At 64.9% G+C, this 14,556-nt stretch carries 20 protein-coding genes; 3 read left to right on the plus strand and 17 right to left on the minus strand.

Features of this window, described 5'->3' with window-relative positions; translation table 11 throughout:
* Positions 1-5 precede the first annotated feature (5 nt).
* The 15 genes from msrA to AACH32_RS15470 form a co-directional block, all read right to left on the minus strand.
* On the minus strand, positions 6-632 hold the full coding sequence (gene msrA, locus AACH32_RS15400; RefSeq protein ID WP_338601358.1) for a peptide-methionine (S)-S-oxide reductase MsrA: 627 nt from the start codon (positions 630-632) through the stop codon (positions 6-8).
* Positions 633-735: 103 nt separating this feature from the next.
* Entirely contained in the window at positions 736-906 is a 171-nt protein-coding gene (locus AACH32_RS15405; RefSeq protein ID WP_338601360.1) for a hypothetical protein, read from the minus strand.
* A gap of 16 nt (positions 907-922) precedes the next feature.
* A complete protein-coding gene (gene cobO, locus AACH32_RS15410; protein ID WP_338601363.1) occupies positions 923-1,447 on the minus strand; it encodes a cob(I)yrinic acid a,c-diamide adenosyltransferase in 525 nt (174 codons plus the stop codon).
* 103 nt (positions 1,448-1,550) lie between these two features.
* Positions 1,551-2,024 (minus strand): Crp/Fnr family transcriptional regulator, encoded by a 474-nt coding sequence (locus AACH32_RS15415; protein ID WP_338601365.1) that lies wholly within the window; start codon positions 2,022-2,024, stop codon positions 1,551-1,553.
* A gap of 56 nt (positions 2,025-2,080) precedes the next feature.
* The gene (locus AACH32_RS15420; RefSeq protein WP_338601367.1) at positions 2,081-3,853 is read right to left on the minus strand and encodes a Na(+)/H(+) antiporter subunit D; all 1,773 of its coding nucleotides are present in this window, start codon (positions 3,851-3,853) and stop codon (positions 2,081-2,083) included.
* Entirely contained in the window at positions 3,846-4,085 is a 240-nt protein-coding gene (locus tag AACH32_RS15425; protein ID WP_338601370.1) for a hypothetical protein, read from the minus strand. Before AACH32_RS15425 ends, AACH32_RS15420 begins: the two co-directional genes overlap by 8 nt.
* Before the next feature lie 10 nt (positions 4,086-4,095).
* The gene (locus AACH32_RS15430; protein WP_338601372.1) at positions 4,096-4,221 is read right to left on the minus strand and encodes a hypothetical protein; all 126 of its coding nucleotides are present in this window, start codon (positions 4,219-4,221) and stop codon (positions 4,096-4,098) included.
* A 2-nt stretch (positions 4,222-4,223) separates the two neighbouring features.
* A complete protein-coding gene (locus AACH32_RS15435) occupies positions 4,224-5,705 on the minus strand; it encodes a monovalent cation/H+ antiporter subunit D family protein (protein WP_338601374.1) in 1,482 nt (493 codons plus the stop codon).
* A 3-nt stretch (positions 5,706-5,708) separates the two neighbouring features.
* Positions 5,709-7,205 (minus strand): complex I subunit 5 family protein, encoded by a 1,497-nt coding sequence (locus tag AACH32_RS15440; RefSeq protein WP_338601376.1) that lies wholly within the window; start codon positions 7,203-7,205, stop codon positions 5,709-5,711.
* Positions 7,202-7,600 (minus strand): cation:proton antiporter subunit C, encoded by a 399-nt coding sequence (locus AACH32_RS15445; protein ID WP_338601379.1) that lies wholly within the window; start codon positions 7,598-7,600, stop codon positions 7,202-7,204. The genes AACH32_RS15440 and AACH32_RS15445 overlap by 4 nt, the downstream gene beginning before the upstream one ends.
* 2 nt (positions 7,601-7,602) lie before the next feature.
* Positions 7,603-8,433 (minus strand): Na(+)/H(+) antiporter subunit B, encoded by an 831-nt coding sequence (locus tag AACH32_RS15450; protein WP_338601382.1) that lies wholly within the window; start codon positions 8,431-8,433, stop codon positions 7,603-7,605.
* Positions 8,430-8,675, minus strand: coding sequence for a hydrogenase subunit MbhD domain-containing protein (locus tag AACH32_RS15455; protein WP_338601385.1), 246 nt, complete (start codon positions 8,673-8,675; stop codon positions 8,430-8,432). The genes AACH32_RS15450 and AACH32_RS15455 overlap by 4 nt, the downstream gene beginning before the upstream one ends.
* Positions 8,672-9,001 carry a monovalent cation/H(+) antiporter subunit G gene (gene mnhG, locus AACH32_RS15460; protein ID WP_338601387.1) on the minus strand — a complete coding sequence of 110 codons (330 nt, stop codon included), beginning with the start codon at positions 8,999-9,001 and terminating at the stop codon, positions 8,672-8,674. Before mnhG ends, AACH32_RS15455 begins: the two co-directional genes overlap by 4 nt.
* A 20-nt stretch (positions 9,002-9,021) precedes the next feature.
* A complete protein-coding gene (locus AACH32_RS15465; RefSeq protein WP_338601389.1) occupies positions 9,022-9,294 on the minus strand; it encodes a monovalent cation/H+ antiporter complex subunit F in 273 nt (90 codons plus the stop codon).
* On the minus strand, positions 9,294-9,863 hold the full coding sequence (locus AACH32_RS15470) for a Na+/H+ antiporter subunit E (RefSeq protein WP_338601392.1): 570 nt from the start codon (positions 9,861-9,863) through the stop codon (positions 9,294-9,296). Before AACH32_RS15470 ends, AACH32_RS15465 begins: the two co-directional genes overlap by 1 nt.
* 366 nt (positions 9,864-10,229) lie before the next feature.
* Between AACH32_RS15470 and AACH32_RS15475 the strand changes: the two genes are divergently transcribed.
* The 3 genes from AACH32_RS15475 to AACH32_RS15485 all read left to right on the plus strand — a co-directional run bounded on the left by AACH32_RS15475 (position 10,230) and on the right by AACH32_RS15485 (position 12,277).
* Positions 10,230-10,865, plus strand: coding sequence for a cytidylate kinase-like family protein (locus AACH32_RS15475; protein ID WP_338601394.1), 636 nt, complete (start codon positions 10,230-10,232; stop codon positions 10,863-10,865).
* A gap of 54 nt (positions 10,866-10,919) precedes the next feature.
* Positions 10,920-11,564: an AAA family ATPase gene (locus AACH32_RS15480; RefSeq protein ID WP_338601396.1), complete on the plus strand. Its 645-nt coding sequence runs from the start codon at positions 10,920-10,922 to the stop codon at positions 11,562-11,564.
* 101 nt (positions 11,565-11,665) lie between these two features.
* Entirely contained in the window at positions 11,666-12,277 is a 612-nt protein-coding gene (locus AACH32_RS15485) for a TorD/DmsD family molecular chaperone (RefSeq protein ID WP_338601399.1), read from the plus strand.
* 4 nt (positions 12,278-12,281) lie between these two features.
* On the opposite strand, the gene AACH32_RS15490 is transcribed toward AACH32_RS15485, so the two are convergent.
* The gene (locus AACH32_RS15490; protein ID WP_338601401.1) at positions 12,282-13,331 is read right to left on the minus strand and encodes a rhodanese-like domain-containing protein; all 1,050 of its coding nucleotides are present in this window, start codon (positions 13,329-13,331) and stop codon (positions 12,282-12,284) included.
* Positions 13,332-13,338: 7 nt separating this feature from the next.
* Positions 13,339-14,523, minus strand: a complete 1,185-nt coding sequence (locus AACH32_RS15495; protein ID WP_338601405.1) for a rhodanese-like domain-containing protein — start codon at positions 14,521-14,523, stop codon at positions 13,339-13,341.
* Positions 14,524-14,556: the final 33 nt, after the last annotated feature.

Consider the following 14,556-nt stretch of genomic DNA (forward strand, 5'->3'; position numbering starts at 1 on the left):
GGCGCTTACTTGCCCCACAACTCCTCCAGGCGCTGGTCGCGGCCGCAGCTCCAGCGGTAATACTTATAGCGGATGGGGTTCTTCTGGTAATAGTCCTGGTGATAGTCCTCGGCCGGGTAAAACGGCCCGGCGGGGACTATCTCCGTGTAGACAGCCCCCAGCTTGCCGCTCTTCTCCAGGCGCTGCTTGGACTCCAGAGCCAGGCGCTTCTGCTCATCGTCGTGATAGAAGATGGCCGTGCGGTACTGATTGCCCACGTCGCAGAACTGGCGGTCCTTCACCGTGGGGTCGATGTTGCGCCAGAACACATCCAACAACTGGGCGTAGGTAATCTTGGACGGATCGTAGACTACCTCCAAGGCCTCGGCGTGGCCGGTGCCCCCGGCCGACACCTCCTCGTAAGTGGGATCTTTCACCGTGCCGCCGGTGTAGCCCGAGGTGGTGGAGATTACCCCGGGCAGTTTGTCAAAGGGCGGCTCCATGCACCAAAAGCAACCGCCCGCGAAGGTGGCCGTCGCCGTCTTGCCTTGTTCGCTGCTCATATCCTTCCCCATGGCCGAGGCGCCCAACAACACGCTGGCAGCCAGAATCACGGCCCACAGCCAGTGCTGGTTTACTCGTTTCCCGCTCATTTTTGCCTCTCGCTAAGTTCACCTACGTAATAGGATAGGTTCTTATTCGCTCCGAGGCAAATTGAGCGGGCGGCGGGGAAGGTTGGGTTGGCGGGAAAAAGCTTCAGCGGGACTCCAGGTCGTCTTCCTTCAGCTCCCGGCCGCAGGAGGGGCAGCGCTCCACCTCCTGCTCGTCAGGCCCGAAAAAACGGCAGCGCCAGCCCTGGGCGCCGTGCAGGTATTCGATCCAGACCTCCTGGCCGCAGGGGCAGTAGCCCACGTTGCTGAAAATCATCGCGGCACCGCCCGGCCTAGAACTCCACGCCCTTTTGGGCGGCCACCCCATTGTCGGCGTGATGTTTGCGGGCCTCCATGACCGTGACCATGTCGGCCAGGTCCATGATCTTTTCCGGGCAGTCGCGGCCGGTGAGCACCAGGTGCAAACTTGGCGGCTTGTCCTTAATAAGTTGGGCCACCTCGTCGGGGTCCACGAAACCCATGCGCATGGCGATGTTGATCTCGTCCAGGACGATCAGGTCCCAGCGGCCGGAGGCCACCTCGTCGCGGGCCATCTCCCAGCCCTGGCGGGCCGCCTCGCGGTGGGAGGTGCGGTCGGCGCCGGGCCGGATCAGCCCCTGGCCGGTAGCGCGAATCTCCACCCCGGGCAGCTTGCCCGCGGCCTCGAACTCACTGTAGCCCTTGCCGCTCTTGATGAACTGGATGATGAGGATGCGCCAACCATAGCCCGAGGCCCTGAGAACCAGCCCCAGGGCGGCGGTGGTCTTGCCCTTGCCGTCGCCGGTGTTAACCATCACCAGTCCCTTGCGCTCAGCCATGCTGTCTCCCGTGGTAGGAAAATCTCGGTTGGTTAGACATACGCTGGCCGACCAGGGGTGTCAAGCACCGCCCGGAGGAGCCGCCGGCGGGATGAGGGCGGGCCTAGAACAGGTCCCAGATTTCCATCTGCTTGCGCAGGGTTTTGATGAACTGCTCGGTGCGCCGCTTCAGGCGGTTCTCCAGGATACGCACCACGCCCTCCATCACCCGGTAGCCCATGGTGTGGTCGCTCTCCAAGACCTCCTTGAACTCGCTGCCCCGGATCACCAGCACCTCGCAGGGCTCGGCGCAGGCGGCCTGGGAGGTGTAGTCCAGGCCCAACAGGGAGGACCAGCCAAAGGAATAGCCGGGCTTGACCGCGCCCAGGGAGATGGTCACCGCTGCGGATATGTCCACCTTGAGCAACACCTTCCCGCTCAGGAGCATGAAGAAGTTGTCCGCCTCTTGGCCCTGTTCGAAGACGACGTCCTTTTCCTCGTATTGTTTGCCCTGGGCCAGGGGGGCCAGCCTCTCCAGCATCTGCTCATCCAGGTTTTGCAGCAGATAGATTTGCTTCAGGTCACTGATCGAAGCCATGGCTTCTCTCCTCCCAAGTCCGTGACGGTTTGGTTTTTAGTGGCCTTGGTTTCATTTTAAGCCAAAAGGTAAAGCACCAAGAGCATCATCAAGGCGGCCATGGCGCCCACCCCCACCGGTAGGGCCCCCCGAGCGAAGCCTCGCTCCAGCTCCCGCTTGCGCCGCTCCAGGGGCCAGCCCCGCACCCTGAACAGCCACCACACCGGCACCAGCACCAGCTTAGCCGTGATGGCCGGAGCCTGGCGGGCAAAGCGGTTGATGGAGCCGGTGAGGCCGTTCACCAGCCAGCGCTCGCCCGCCGCGTTGACCCCGTTGAGCCCCCAATCCACCAGGCGGTAGAAGGCCCGGCCGCCCTTGCGGTAGAACCAGTCGAAGTCCAGGTTGATGGCCCGGATCTCGGCCGGATAGTAGCCGGAGTAGATGAGCAGCACGAAGGCCAGGGCCCCGAACAGTAGCAGTTGCAGTTGCCCCACCACGTGGGCCCCGGTGTAGGGGGCGTAGTCCACCGGGAAGGGCAAAAGGGCGTACAGCGGCTGGGGGAAGACGCCGAGGCCCAGGCAGAACACGGCGGCGATGCCCATGGCCCAGGTCATGTTCCAAGGCGGGTCGCTGGCCCGGACCCCCGAGTCGTGGCCGAAGAAGGTGAAGTAAGGCACCTTGATGCCCGCGTGGTCGATGACTCCCACCGAGGCGAACTGCAGCATGAACCAGATGGTCGTAAGGTGTTGCAGGCCCGCCGCGCTGACGATCATGGACTTGGAGACAAAGCCGCTGAACAGGGGGAAGGCGCTGATGGAGGCCGAGCCCACCATGCAGAACACAGCGGTCAGCGGCATGGTCTTGTACAGGCCGCCCAGGTCGGTGCAGCGGATGCGCCCGGTCATGGTGAGCACGCTGCCCGCGGCCATGAACAACAGGGCCTTGTAGAGGATGTGGCAAAAGGCGTGGCCCACCGTGCCGTTGATGGCCAGGGTGGTGCCGATGCCGATGCCGCACATCATGTAGCCCACCTGGTTCATGAGGCTGTAGGAGAGCACCCGGCGGATGTCGTTTTCCAGCACCGCGTAGAAGATGGGGAAGATGGTCATGATCGCCCCCACCCAGATGAGCACCTCGGCCCCGGCAAAGGTGCGGCACATGAGGTACACCGCGCTCTTGGTGGTGAAGGCGCTCAGGAACACCGCCCCGGTGGGGGTGGCCTCGGGGTAGGCGTCCTTGAGCCAGGGATGCAGGGGCGGGATGGCCGCGTTCAGGGCGATGCCCAGGAAGATGAGCCAGGCCGCCGGGCCCTCCAGCTTCAGCGCCCCGATGGCGATGCCCCCTCCCCCGGCCAACAGCAGCATGATGCCCGCGAACAACAGCAGGCCGCCGAACAGATGCACCAGGATGTAGCGCAAGGACGCCCGCCGGGCCTGGGGGGTACGCCGGGCCAGGATCAGGAAGGTGGAGGCCACGGCCATGAACTCCCAGTACACGTAGAGGCTGAACCAGTCGCCGCACAGGGTGACCCCCAAGGCGCCGCCCGCGTAGACCAGGGCCGCGCTGTGCTGCAGGTCGTCCTCCACCTTGAGGGCGAAGAGCAAGCCGATCACCGAGATGATCAGGAAGATGTAGGCAAAGACACGGCTCAGGCGGTCCAGCTTCATCAAGACGATCTGATAATCCAGGAAGCTGAAGCTCCAATAGGTGCCCAGGGGGGTGACGTACAGGGCGTAGAGGGCAAACAGGGGCAGGGCCAGCATGAAGGCCTGCTTGAAGCGCTGGGGCAGCAGCGGCACCACGGCCGCACCCGCCAAGAACAACAGCGCCGGAGGCAGGCCGCTAATCATAGTAGTCCTCCGGCCGCTTGATGAACCGGCGCAGGATCTTGGCCAGCACGATCAGGGCCAGGTAGCACAAAAAGCCGTAGGCCGCGTAGAACTCCGGGGCCTCTTCCCAGGAAAAGTGGCCGTGCTTGGAGATGAAAAAGTCGGCCGCCAGCAGCCCGGCCAGCAAGATGTACAGCCCCACCAGCAGGCGCTTCACATTTTTGGGCTTGTCGAATATCTTCAGCTCGCGCATGGCCGCCTCCCTAACTCACGACCCCGGTGAGCACCAACACCAGATACGCCACGGCCACCCCCACCAGGCTCCACAGCACCGGCCGGTAGCCGGGCTCGGCCTCGTGCTTCAGCTCGCGCAGTTCGCCTTGCTCCACGTTCATCCTCCGAACAGGCGGGCCACGGCCATCTGGGCCAGGCGCAGGAAGGGTTGGGGATAGAAGAACAGCACCAGGGAACAGGCCGCGGTGATCAGCGGCGGAACCCAGGCCGCGGCAGGGCCCTCGTCGCGTCCCGCCGCCCAGGCCTCCTCGGCCGGGGGCTTGAAATAGGCGCGGTACACGACGGGCAGAAAGTAGGCCGCGTTCAAAAGCGAGCTGACCAACAGCACCACCAGCAGGGCCACCGAGCCGGCCTGCAAGCAGCCCAGGGCCAGGTACCACTTGCTGATGAATCCGCCGGTGGGGGGCAGGCCGATGACGCTGAGGCTGCCCACCAAAAAGGCGGCCATGGTCCAGGGCATGCGCCTGCCGATGCCGCTCATCTGGCTGACGTTCTTCTTGCCGGTGGCCACGAAGATGGCCCCGGCGCACATGAACAGAGTGATCTTGCCAAAGGCGTGCATGGCGATGTGCAGGCTGCCGCCGATCATGCCCTTGGGCGAGAGCAGGGCCAGGCCCAGCACGATGTAGCTGAGCTGGCCGATGGTGGAAAAGGCTAGGCGGCGCTTGAGCCCGTCCTGGCTCAGGGCGATCAAGGAGGCCACGATGATGGTGAAGGAGGCCACCCAGGCCACGGCCAGGCCCAGGTCCAGGCCCTTTAGCAGGTCCACCCCGAAGACGCCGGTGATGATCCGCAGGATGGAGAAGGCCCCCACCTTGACCACGGCCACGGCGTGCAGCAGGGCGCTGACCGGAGTGGGGGCCACCATGGCGGCGGGCAGCCAGGAGTGCATTGGCATCACCGCCGCCTTGGCAAATCCGAACACGAACATGAACAACAGAACCCCGGCCAGCATTGGGCTCACCTTGCCGGCCAAGAAGCCGGTGGGCGCGAAGGCCAGGGTGCCCGCCTGCTGGTAGGCGATGATCATGGCCGGCAGGGCCAGGCCGATGGAGGTGCCCATGATGTACAACAGGTACTTGCGCCCCGAGGAGCGGGCCTCGGGGTCCTGGTGGTGGGTCACCAGGGGATAGGTGGCCAGGGAGAGCATCTCGTAGAACAGGTACATGGTGAACAGGTTGGCGCTGAAGGCCACCCCGATGGTGGCCGACAGGGCCACCGCGAAAAAGCAGAAGTAGCGGGTCTGGGAGTGCTCGTCCAGGCCGCGCATGTAGCCGATGGAATAGGCGCTGGTCACGATCCACAGGCTGGAGGAGACCAGGGCGAATAGCAGGCCGAAGGCGTCCACCTTGAGGGCCAGGGGCGCGCCGGGCAACACCGGGGCCAGGGTGAGGCCCACCTCCCGGCCCGCCAGCACGGCGGGCAACAGCGAGGCCACCAGAAGCAGCTTGATCCCGGCGGCGGCGAAGGTCACCGTCTCGCGGGCGTTGGGGCGGCCCCGGCACAGGATGATGAGCGGCACCGCCGCCAGGGAAACCAGTACCGCCAGCAGCGGCACGATGGAGTAAGTAAGCGCCACAGCCTACCCCAGCCCCGCAGGGATGATGGGCAGGATCACCCGCTCCACCAGGGGCCCGGTGGCCAGGCCCAGGGCCAGAAGACCCAGGGCGGCGGCCATCAGCGGCAGCAGCATGGACAAGGGCGCCTCGGTCAGGGCCACGGCTCCGCCCGTCTCCCCGTGCCCGTGGCCGTGGTCCAAAGGTTCGAAAAAGGCGATCTCGAACACGCGGAAGAAGAGCACCACGTTGACCAGGCTGGAGAAAATGAGCCCCGCCACGAAACCCCAGTGCCCCGCCTCCAGACCGCCCCGGATGAGGTACCACTTGGAGAAAAAGCCGCAGGTGGGGGGCACCCCGATGACGGCCAGGGCCCCGGCGGCCAGGGCTGCCATGGTCCAGGGCATCTTCTTGAACAGCCCCTGCAGGTCCTCGAAGGCGGTGCCCCGCCGTTTCTGAAAGATGCAACCGGCGGCCAAGAACACGCAGAAGGTCATCACCGCGTCGTTGATGATGTGCAATATGGCCCCGGTCATGGCCAGGCGGTTGCCCAGCCAGGCCCCGCCCACCATGTAGCCCACCTCGGCCACCACGATGTAGGCCAGCATGCGCTTGAGGTCGCGCTGGCCCAGGGCCATGAGCGCCCCGCCCACCATGGCCGCCACGGCCAGCCACACCACGAACTGGCTGAGCAAAACCTCGCGCAGGATGAACTCCACGGTGAACACCGAGATCATCACCCGGATCATCACGTAGACCATCACCTTGGTCATCAAGGGGGCCAAGAGGCTGGCCGCCGGGGAGGGGGCGAAGCCGTAGGCGTTGGGCAGCCAGGCGTGCAGGGGGAAAAAGGCCATCTTCATCCACAGCCCCACCAGAGTGATGGCAAAGGCGGCGGTGAGGGCCAGGGAGCCGTGCAGGGGGGCCAGAAGCCGGGCCAGGTCGGCCATGTTCAGGCTGCCGGTGACGATGTAGAGGTAGCCCACCCCCAGCAGGTAGAAGCTGGCCCCGATGGTGCCCAGGAACAGGTAGTTCAGGCTGGCCAAGGGGGCCCGCCCTCCCCCCAGGCCGATAAGGGCATAGCCGGTGAGCGAGGTGATTTCCAAGAGCACGTAGAGGTTGAAGGCGTCGCCGGTGACCACCATGCCCAGCATGCCGGTGACCGCCAGGACGTAGAGGGTGTAAAAGGGGCCGATCTTGTCGGGGTAGTCGGTGAGCACCGCCCGGTGGGCGGCCACCAGGTTGACCAGGGCCACCCAGGAGACCAGGGCGGCCACCACCGCGTTGAGGTTGTCCAGGTGGTAGACGATGCCCCAGGGCGGGGGCCAGCCGCCCAGGCGGTAGCTGATCGGGCCGTGGGCCAACACCTGGGCCAGCAGGCCGGTGGAAGCGGCGGCGGCGATGCCCAGGCCCAGCAGGGCCAGGGGCAGGCACAGGCGGGGGCGCAGCCACCCGGCCACGCTGACCATGAGCGCGGCCAGCAAAGGGCCGATCACCACCAGGGCTGGGAATTGCTCGCTCATGGCTCCCTTAGCTGCTCCAGAATCTCGTCTTCTTCCAGGGTGTGGTGGCGGCGGTGGATGTTGATGACCAGGGCCAGGGCCACCCCCAGGGTGGCCACCGAGACCACGATGGCGGTGAGCATCAACACGTGGGGCAGCGGGTTGATGTAGTCCGCCGCCCGTATCGCTGCCTCGGCCCCGTGGCCAGCGCCGTGCTCGATGATGGGGATGGTGGCCCCGTACTTGGCCCCGATGGACACGTAGAACAGGATGATGGCGGTCTGGAAGATGTTCATGCCCACGATCTTCTTGACCAGGTTGTTCTTGGCGATCATGGCCCATAGGCCGATCATCATCAGGGTGGTGTAGACCCAGTAGTTGTACTTGGTGAGAAACAGGGGAATGTAATGTTCCATGGCTACAGCCCCTGGTCCAGGCGGCCCTCGGAGGCCAGGTTTTTGTAGATAAACACCATGGTGGCCATAACCGCCAGGCCCACCCCCACCTCCACGAAGAAGATGCCCAGGCTGCGGGCGGCTATGGGGTCCACCCTTAGCAGGGGGGCCAGGGCGGCGTAGTCCAGAAAGTTGCCACCCAGAGCCAGGGCCAGGGCCCCCACCCCGGCGTAGATGAACACCCCGATGGCGCTCATCAGGCCGGTGGTCACCTCGTGCAGGCGCATTTCCGCGGTGCGCAGGTCCCAGGACAGGGCGATGAGGATGACGCTGGCCCCCAGGATCACCCCGCCCTGGAAGCCGCCGCCGGGGCTGTGGTGGCCATGGGCGATGACGTAGAGGCCGAAAAGCTGGATAAAGGGGATGAGCAAACGGCACACGTTCATCACGATCAGGTCGTGGGGGGTCCAGTCGTCGTCGATGCGCTGGAAAACCTCGGGGGCGGGCTCGCTCTCCGGAGGCTGGCTCATCTCCACGATCACCCCGGTGGCCTGGTGGCGGTAGACCCGCGTGGGCTCCGGGCGGGGCTCGCGCCGCCGCAGCAGCAGGAAGCAGGCCACCCCGGCGGTGAACACCACCGTGGTCTCGAACATGGTGTCAAAGCCCCGGTAGTCGGCCAGCACCGAGGTGACCACGTTGGGCACCGAGGTCTCCTCCAGGCTCTTTTCGATGTAGCGAGGGGATACGTGCAGGGCCGCCGGGGAGGCGGGATCACCCCAATCGGGAAAGTCCACGGTGGCCGAGATCAACAGCCCCCCCACCAGAACCACTATGGCCAGGGCCAGTGCCTTCAATCCTTGCTCCTTCGGCTGGTGCGAAATACCGCGGCCACGAAAAACACGGTGCTCACCCCCGCCCCCACCGAGGCCTCGGTGAAGGCAACGTCCACCGCGCCCATCACCGCCCAGAGGATGCACATCAAAAAGCTGTAAGCCCCGAAGAGGATGGCCGCGCTCATGAGATCCTTGACCGCCAGGGCCCCCACCGCGCACACCACCACCAGGATCAACACGGCCAAGTCGATCTGCCAGATCATGATCCCGCCCCCGCCTTGGGCTTTTGCCAGGCCGCCTGCCCCGCCCGGATGCCCGCGTCCACGATGGCGTGGGTGGCGGTGGGGCTGGCCAGGAAATAGAACACCACGATCAGGGCGATCTTGATGGCCACCAAAACGTCGTCCAGGTTGAAGGGGTAAAGGTGATACAGGGCCAGGGCCCCCAGCATCAGGAAGCTGCCCAGGGTGTCCATCTTGCCCGCCGGGTGCAGGCGGGAGTAAAAGTCTGGGAAGCGCAGGATGCCCACCGCGCCGCCGGCGAAGAACACCAGCCCCGCACCCAGGAGTATGGCCACCACCAGGTTCATGGCTAGCGACTCCCCTCCCCTCAGCGCCCCAGGCCGCCGCGCTTCTGGAAATAGCGCGACGCGGCCAACACGGCCACGAAGTTCAACAGGGCATAGGCCAGGGCGATGTCCACGAACATGTCCACCCGGTGGAACAACAGCCCCACCAGCACCAAAAGCACCGTGGTCTTGCTGCCCACGGCGTTGACCCCGATAAGCCGGTCCAAGACGCTGGGCCCCAGCACCGCCCGCCAGAGCGAGAGCACCATGATTAGGCACAGGATCAAACCGGCATAGAGAAAGACCTTGTCCATCAATCCTCCCCGAAGGTGCGCGCCAGGCGCTCCTCCATTTCCCCGGGCAGGGCCTCGCCGGAAAAGCGGTCGATGGCGTGCACCACGAAATCGCCGTCCGGGCTCACCCGGACGGTGATGGTGCCCGGGGTAAGGGTTATGGAATTGGCGAAGGCCAACAGGGCCATCTCGCCCTTTAGCTTGCTGCGGAAGCGGACCATGTGGGGATCGATGAGTTGGGGCATGCGGGGGTGGAAGGTGAGGTAGAGGAGGTGCAGGTTGGCCAGAAAGATCTGGTAGAGCAACCAAGGCACGTAGAGGGGGAAGCGCCACCACAGGCGCAGGGTGCGGAGGGGATGGGGGGCGTGGGGGAAGAGCAGGTCTCCGGAGAAAAAGGAGACCAGGGCGCAGGATATGACTCCCAGGGTGAGGTGGAAGGCGTCGAAGCGCCCGGACAACACCACCCAAAGGAGCATAAGCGTGGGGAAGATGAAGATGAAGGTGTAAAAGCGGCGGGCGGTTCTGGTTTGGCCGGAGACTACGCGCGCTTCGGCCTGATAGCGCTCCTCGGCAGTTGGCGGTTGCGGCATGGGCGTTCACCTCTCGCGGCCGCGGCAAGTCGGGGCGGCCTCGCTGCAGAACGCCGGGGGCGGGTTCGAGCCATGCTGCTTATTTTTTGCCTTGGGGCGTCCTCGTAGTCTCTGATCGGTTATCGCTTATGCTTGGCGCCGGAAAGCGGGCCCGGCCCGGCGTTTCCGGCGGCAAATTACCACCTGAAATCCAGTATAGGTGAGCCGCGCGGCCCTTGGCAACCGGTGAATGGGGAGTGCCTCACGGGGGCGATTGCCAGGGGACTTGGGCATGGTTTATGATGAAGATACCAAAGCTGGTTACCATCAAGAAACAATCGCGGGCAAGGGAGAGTCCTGGAAAAACCAAGGCAAGGAGGTCGGCGCATGGCGGTGGTCAGCATCTCGCGGCAGTTCGGGGCCGGGGGGAGAACCTTGGGGACTCTGGTGGCAGCCGAGTTGGGCTACCACTTTCTGCATGAATCCCAACTGGACCAACTGGCCGACAAAGCGGCCGGAGGACCTCCCGGCGACGAGGCGGGGCACAGCCAATACCATCGCCAGGTGGTGGAGTTGCTCACCTCGCTGGCTCCCAGCAACTTCATGGATCGCTGGACCAGCAAACAAGGCGACGACAAGGACCACATACAGCGGTTGAGCCAGGTGATCCAGGAGTTGGCCGATGAGGGCAAGGTGGTCATGCTGGGCCGGGGCAGCCAGTTCATCCTGCGCTATCGGCCGGACACGGTGCGCGTGCTCTTGGTGGCCGAACTGCCCCACCGCATCGGTTTCATGACCATGAATTACAACCTGGACCAGGCCGCGGCCAAGAGCCTCATCCAAGAGGCGGACAAGAAACGCGCCCGTTTTTTGAACAACTTCTATCCCGGTGAGCCGGACGAAGCCAGCCTATATCACCTGGTGCTTAACACCAGCTTGCTGTCCCTGGAGGGGGCCACCAAACAAGTCACCAAACTTGTCAGACGCATCGACGCTGATTTTAAAAAGCAGGCTTTGGCTTAAGGCGGGCCGCGGGAGGGCGGCAAGAGCCAAACCACACTCAAGTGGAGTAGCTATATGGCGGTGCTGACGATTTCCAGGCAGTTCGGAGCGGGCGGCAAGACCCTGGGCGCCCGGGTGGCCCAACGGTTGGGATACCAGTTCGTGGACGAGGCCCTCATGCACAAGGTGGCGGAAAAGGCCAACGTATCCATCAAATGGGTGGAGGGCGTGGAACGCGAGGCCGGCGGCCACCTCATGCGCTTTCTCTCCACCCTGGTGCCCTCCAGCTTCATCGACCGCCACCTGGGGGAGAGCGGCTCGGACTTCGACGAGAAGCGCTATGTGGAGTTCCTCACCAGGATCATCGAAGACCTGGCCAAGGAAGACAACGTGGTGATCCTGGGCCGGGGCAGCCAGTTCATCCTGCGCCGCGACCCCAACGCGCTCAGGGTGCTATTGGTGGCCGAGCGGGCCGACCGCATCAAGTTCATGGTGGACAACTACAAGATGGAACCGGACAAGGCCGAGGCCATGATCAACCGCGAGACCCGCAAGCGCGAACGTTATCTGGCCAACTTCCACCAAGGCGATCCCAACGATCCCAGCCTGTACCACATGGTGCTCAACACCAGCCTGGTGCCCCTGGAAGCCGCGGAAGAACAGATTACCGAGTTGGTGCTCAACGCCGTGGACCTCACGGCCGCGCCCATCTGGGACTAAAACGCCAACGCCCGGACGGCGCATTGCGCCGGCCCGGGCGTCGTTTCCGACGAGGATCCATGCCCCCTGAAAAACCTCCGCTCCGGAATAAAGAGACGCTTTTGGACGGCCTAAGCATGCTGGCCCGGTTTTACTGGGGCCCGGATCAGGAATTGTGCGAGGATTTGGCTAGCCCGGCCTACCGCGACCTCTTCAGCCGCCTGGCCCGGATCGTGCCCGACGCCGCGCCCACTCTGCGCTCCATACAAGCCTACCTGCAAAACGCCCCGTCCTCCGAGGCCCTGTGCCTGGAGTTGGAGACCGCCTACGTGGCCACCCACGTCAACCCTCCGGCGGGAAACGGCGCGCCCTTGTATCACTCCTGCTACGTGGGGGACGGCCTGGTGATGGGCCCGCCCGCCGGGGCCATGGCCCTGCGCCTGGAACAGGCCGGGCTGAGCTTGGGGGAAAAGAGCGGCGAGCCGCCGGACCATCTGGCCGTGGAGTTGGAGTACCTGATCTTCATCCTGGAGGAGGGGCTGGCCGGGCGGCGGGAGTGGGGACTGGAAGAGGCCGGGGAGATGGCCGCGCGCTTCATGTTGCCCTGGGTCAAGGATTTCGTCATCCGCCAAGCGGAGGCTAGCAGCCCCATGCTGCCCATGTTCGCCTCGCTGCTGACGGCCATGCTGCAAGAGGTCGCCAAGGAGGCCTTTCCCTCGGAGCAACGGGCCTGAGCGCCTAGGGCGCGGGGGCCTTGGCCAAAGCCGATTTGATGCTCCTTAGCACCGCCTGGGTATCGCCGATATGCCCGGACATCATGGATAGTATCTTCCAGCGTCCCTGGGCGGTGCGCCGGATCAGGTAGGCCACGGGCAGCTCCGGTTCGCCCAGACAGTGGAAAACCTCCCGCCCCTTGTCGGCGAACAGGGGGAAGAGCACCTTCTTTTGCCGCCGAAAGCGCTTGACCTCGCGGTTGAGGCTGCCCACCCCCAGGCCCAGCATCTTCAGGCGGCCCTTGAGGGCCGGATCCTGGCCGATGTCGATGAAAAGCTGATTGTAGGAGGCCACCTCCTTGAGGCAGCCGTAGCACAGCTCGTTGTAGAGCTCCACGAACAGATAGTCGGCGGACACGTCTTCCAGGGCGAAGCTGGGCTCCTTATGCTTCAGGCCCAAATAGGCCCGGTCGCCTTCGCTGTCCAGCACCACCAAACGGCAGGAGGGGAAGTAGTCCCCCACCCGGAGCCCGCCGGGCTTGGCGTCGGCGGCCACCTGGCCCTGGGAGGCCAGCCAGCCGTGCCAACCGGCCGGGTAGCGCAGCACCTGCTTGTAGCCCATGTCCACCGCCCAACGGGCGGCGATGCCGCTGCGCAGGCAACGGAAGCTGCGGCAGTAGATGATCAGGGCCCGGTTTTTGTCCGGCCCCACCAGCTGGGCCAGGCGCTGGGCCTTGGCCGGGTCCAGGGTGGCGCGGTCGCCTAGATGAAACTCCAGGTTGACAGCGCCGGGGATATGGTCCTGGGCGTATTCGTAGTCCGGCCGTACGTCCAAAAGCACCGGCGCGGGCCGGGTGGCCAAGAGGGCCTTAAGCTGGGCGTCGTCGATTAGCTGGTAGCCGTTTTGCTTGGCCTCGGCCTGGGCCTGGGCCCACCAGGACGGAGGCTCGGCGGCCGGGGCGGCGGCGGGCAGCAAGGCGCTGAGCAGCAGCCCAAGCAAGGCGGCCAAAACGAGGCCCAGCCCCCCGCGAAGGGAGGCCGGGCCGCTGGTCGGTATGGTAAGCTCGCCGCGCAAGTTCTGGCTACTTGGGCGGGGCGACCTTGAAGGTGCCGTCGGCGTTGAAGGTGATCTCGCCGTCCACGTAGTACACGTCGGTCATGGCCGGGCGCTTGTCCTTGACCATGTAATAGGCCTCTCCGCTACGCGCGCCGGTGCCGCAGACGAACACCACCGGCTTGTCCTGGGGCAGCTGGTCCAGGGTCTTTTCCAGCTTGTCCACCGGGATGTTCTTGGAGCCCTTGATGGCGCCGGCCTTGTACTCGCCGGGATCGCGCACGTCGATCACGTAGATGCTGCCTGGATTTTTGGCCATGGTCTCCTGGAAGAAGGCGATGTCCACGCTGCCCTCTTCCTTGCCCGGCTTCAGGCTGCCCTGGGCCTGCTTGGCGGCCTGGGGAGCGGCGGCCGCGGCCACGCCCGCGCCGTAGACCTTTTTCCACTCGGGATAGCCCTTGGCAAAGACCTTGACGTTGGTGTAGCCCATGGCCTGGGCCTTGTAGGCGGCCTTGTGGCTCAGGGCGCACTTGAGCCCGTCGCAGTAGAAGATGATCAGGGCCTTCTTGTTGGCGGGCAGCAGCCCCTTCATCTTGTCAAACTGGCTGGTGGGCAGGGACAGGGCGCCGGGGATGTGGCCCTTGTCGTATTTCTTGGCCTTGGGCCGGGCGTCGATAACCAGGCCCACCTCTTTGCCGTCCACCACGGGCTTGACCGCCGCGGCCTCCACGATCACCGGGAAGGCCTTGAAGGCGGGGGCGGCCTTGGCCACCGGGTCGGGGCCCACCACGCCGACGCCGTAGAGCTTCTTCCACTGGGGATAGCCCTCGTCGTAGACCTTGATGTTGGTGTAGCCCAGGGCCTGGGCCTTGAAGGCGGCCTTGTGGCTCAGGGCGCACTTGAGGCCGCCGCAGTAGAACACCACCAGGGCGGCCTTGTCCTTGGGCAGCTTGCCCACGTCCTTGTCGAACTGGGTGGCGGGCAGGCTAATCGCGCCGGGGATGTGGCCCTTGAGGTACTTCTTTTGATAGGGCCGGGCGTCGTAGAGATAGCCCTTGGTCTTGCCGTCCACCATGGCCTTGACAAAGGGAGCGTCCACGGTCTGGGGATAGCGTTTGAAGGCCGGCTCGTCGGCGGCCAGGGCCGGTACGGTCAATGCCACTGCCAGGAGCATGACCATGAGCGCCAAGGCGCCTTTGCTGAGAAATCTCATGACTGAAAACCTCCTCTAATAATCCAACCTCGA

The organism is Desulfoferula mesophila, assembly GCF_037076455.1.
Classification (GTDB): Bacteria; Desulfobacterota; Desulfarculia; order Desulfarculales; family Desulfarculaceae; genus Desulfoferula; species Desulfoferula mesophila.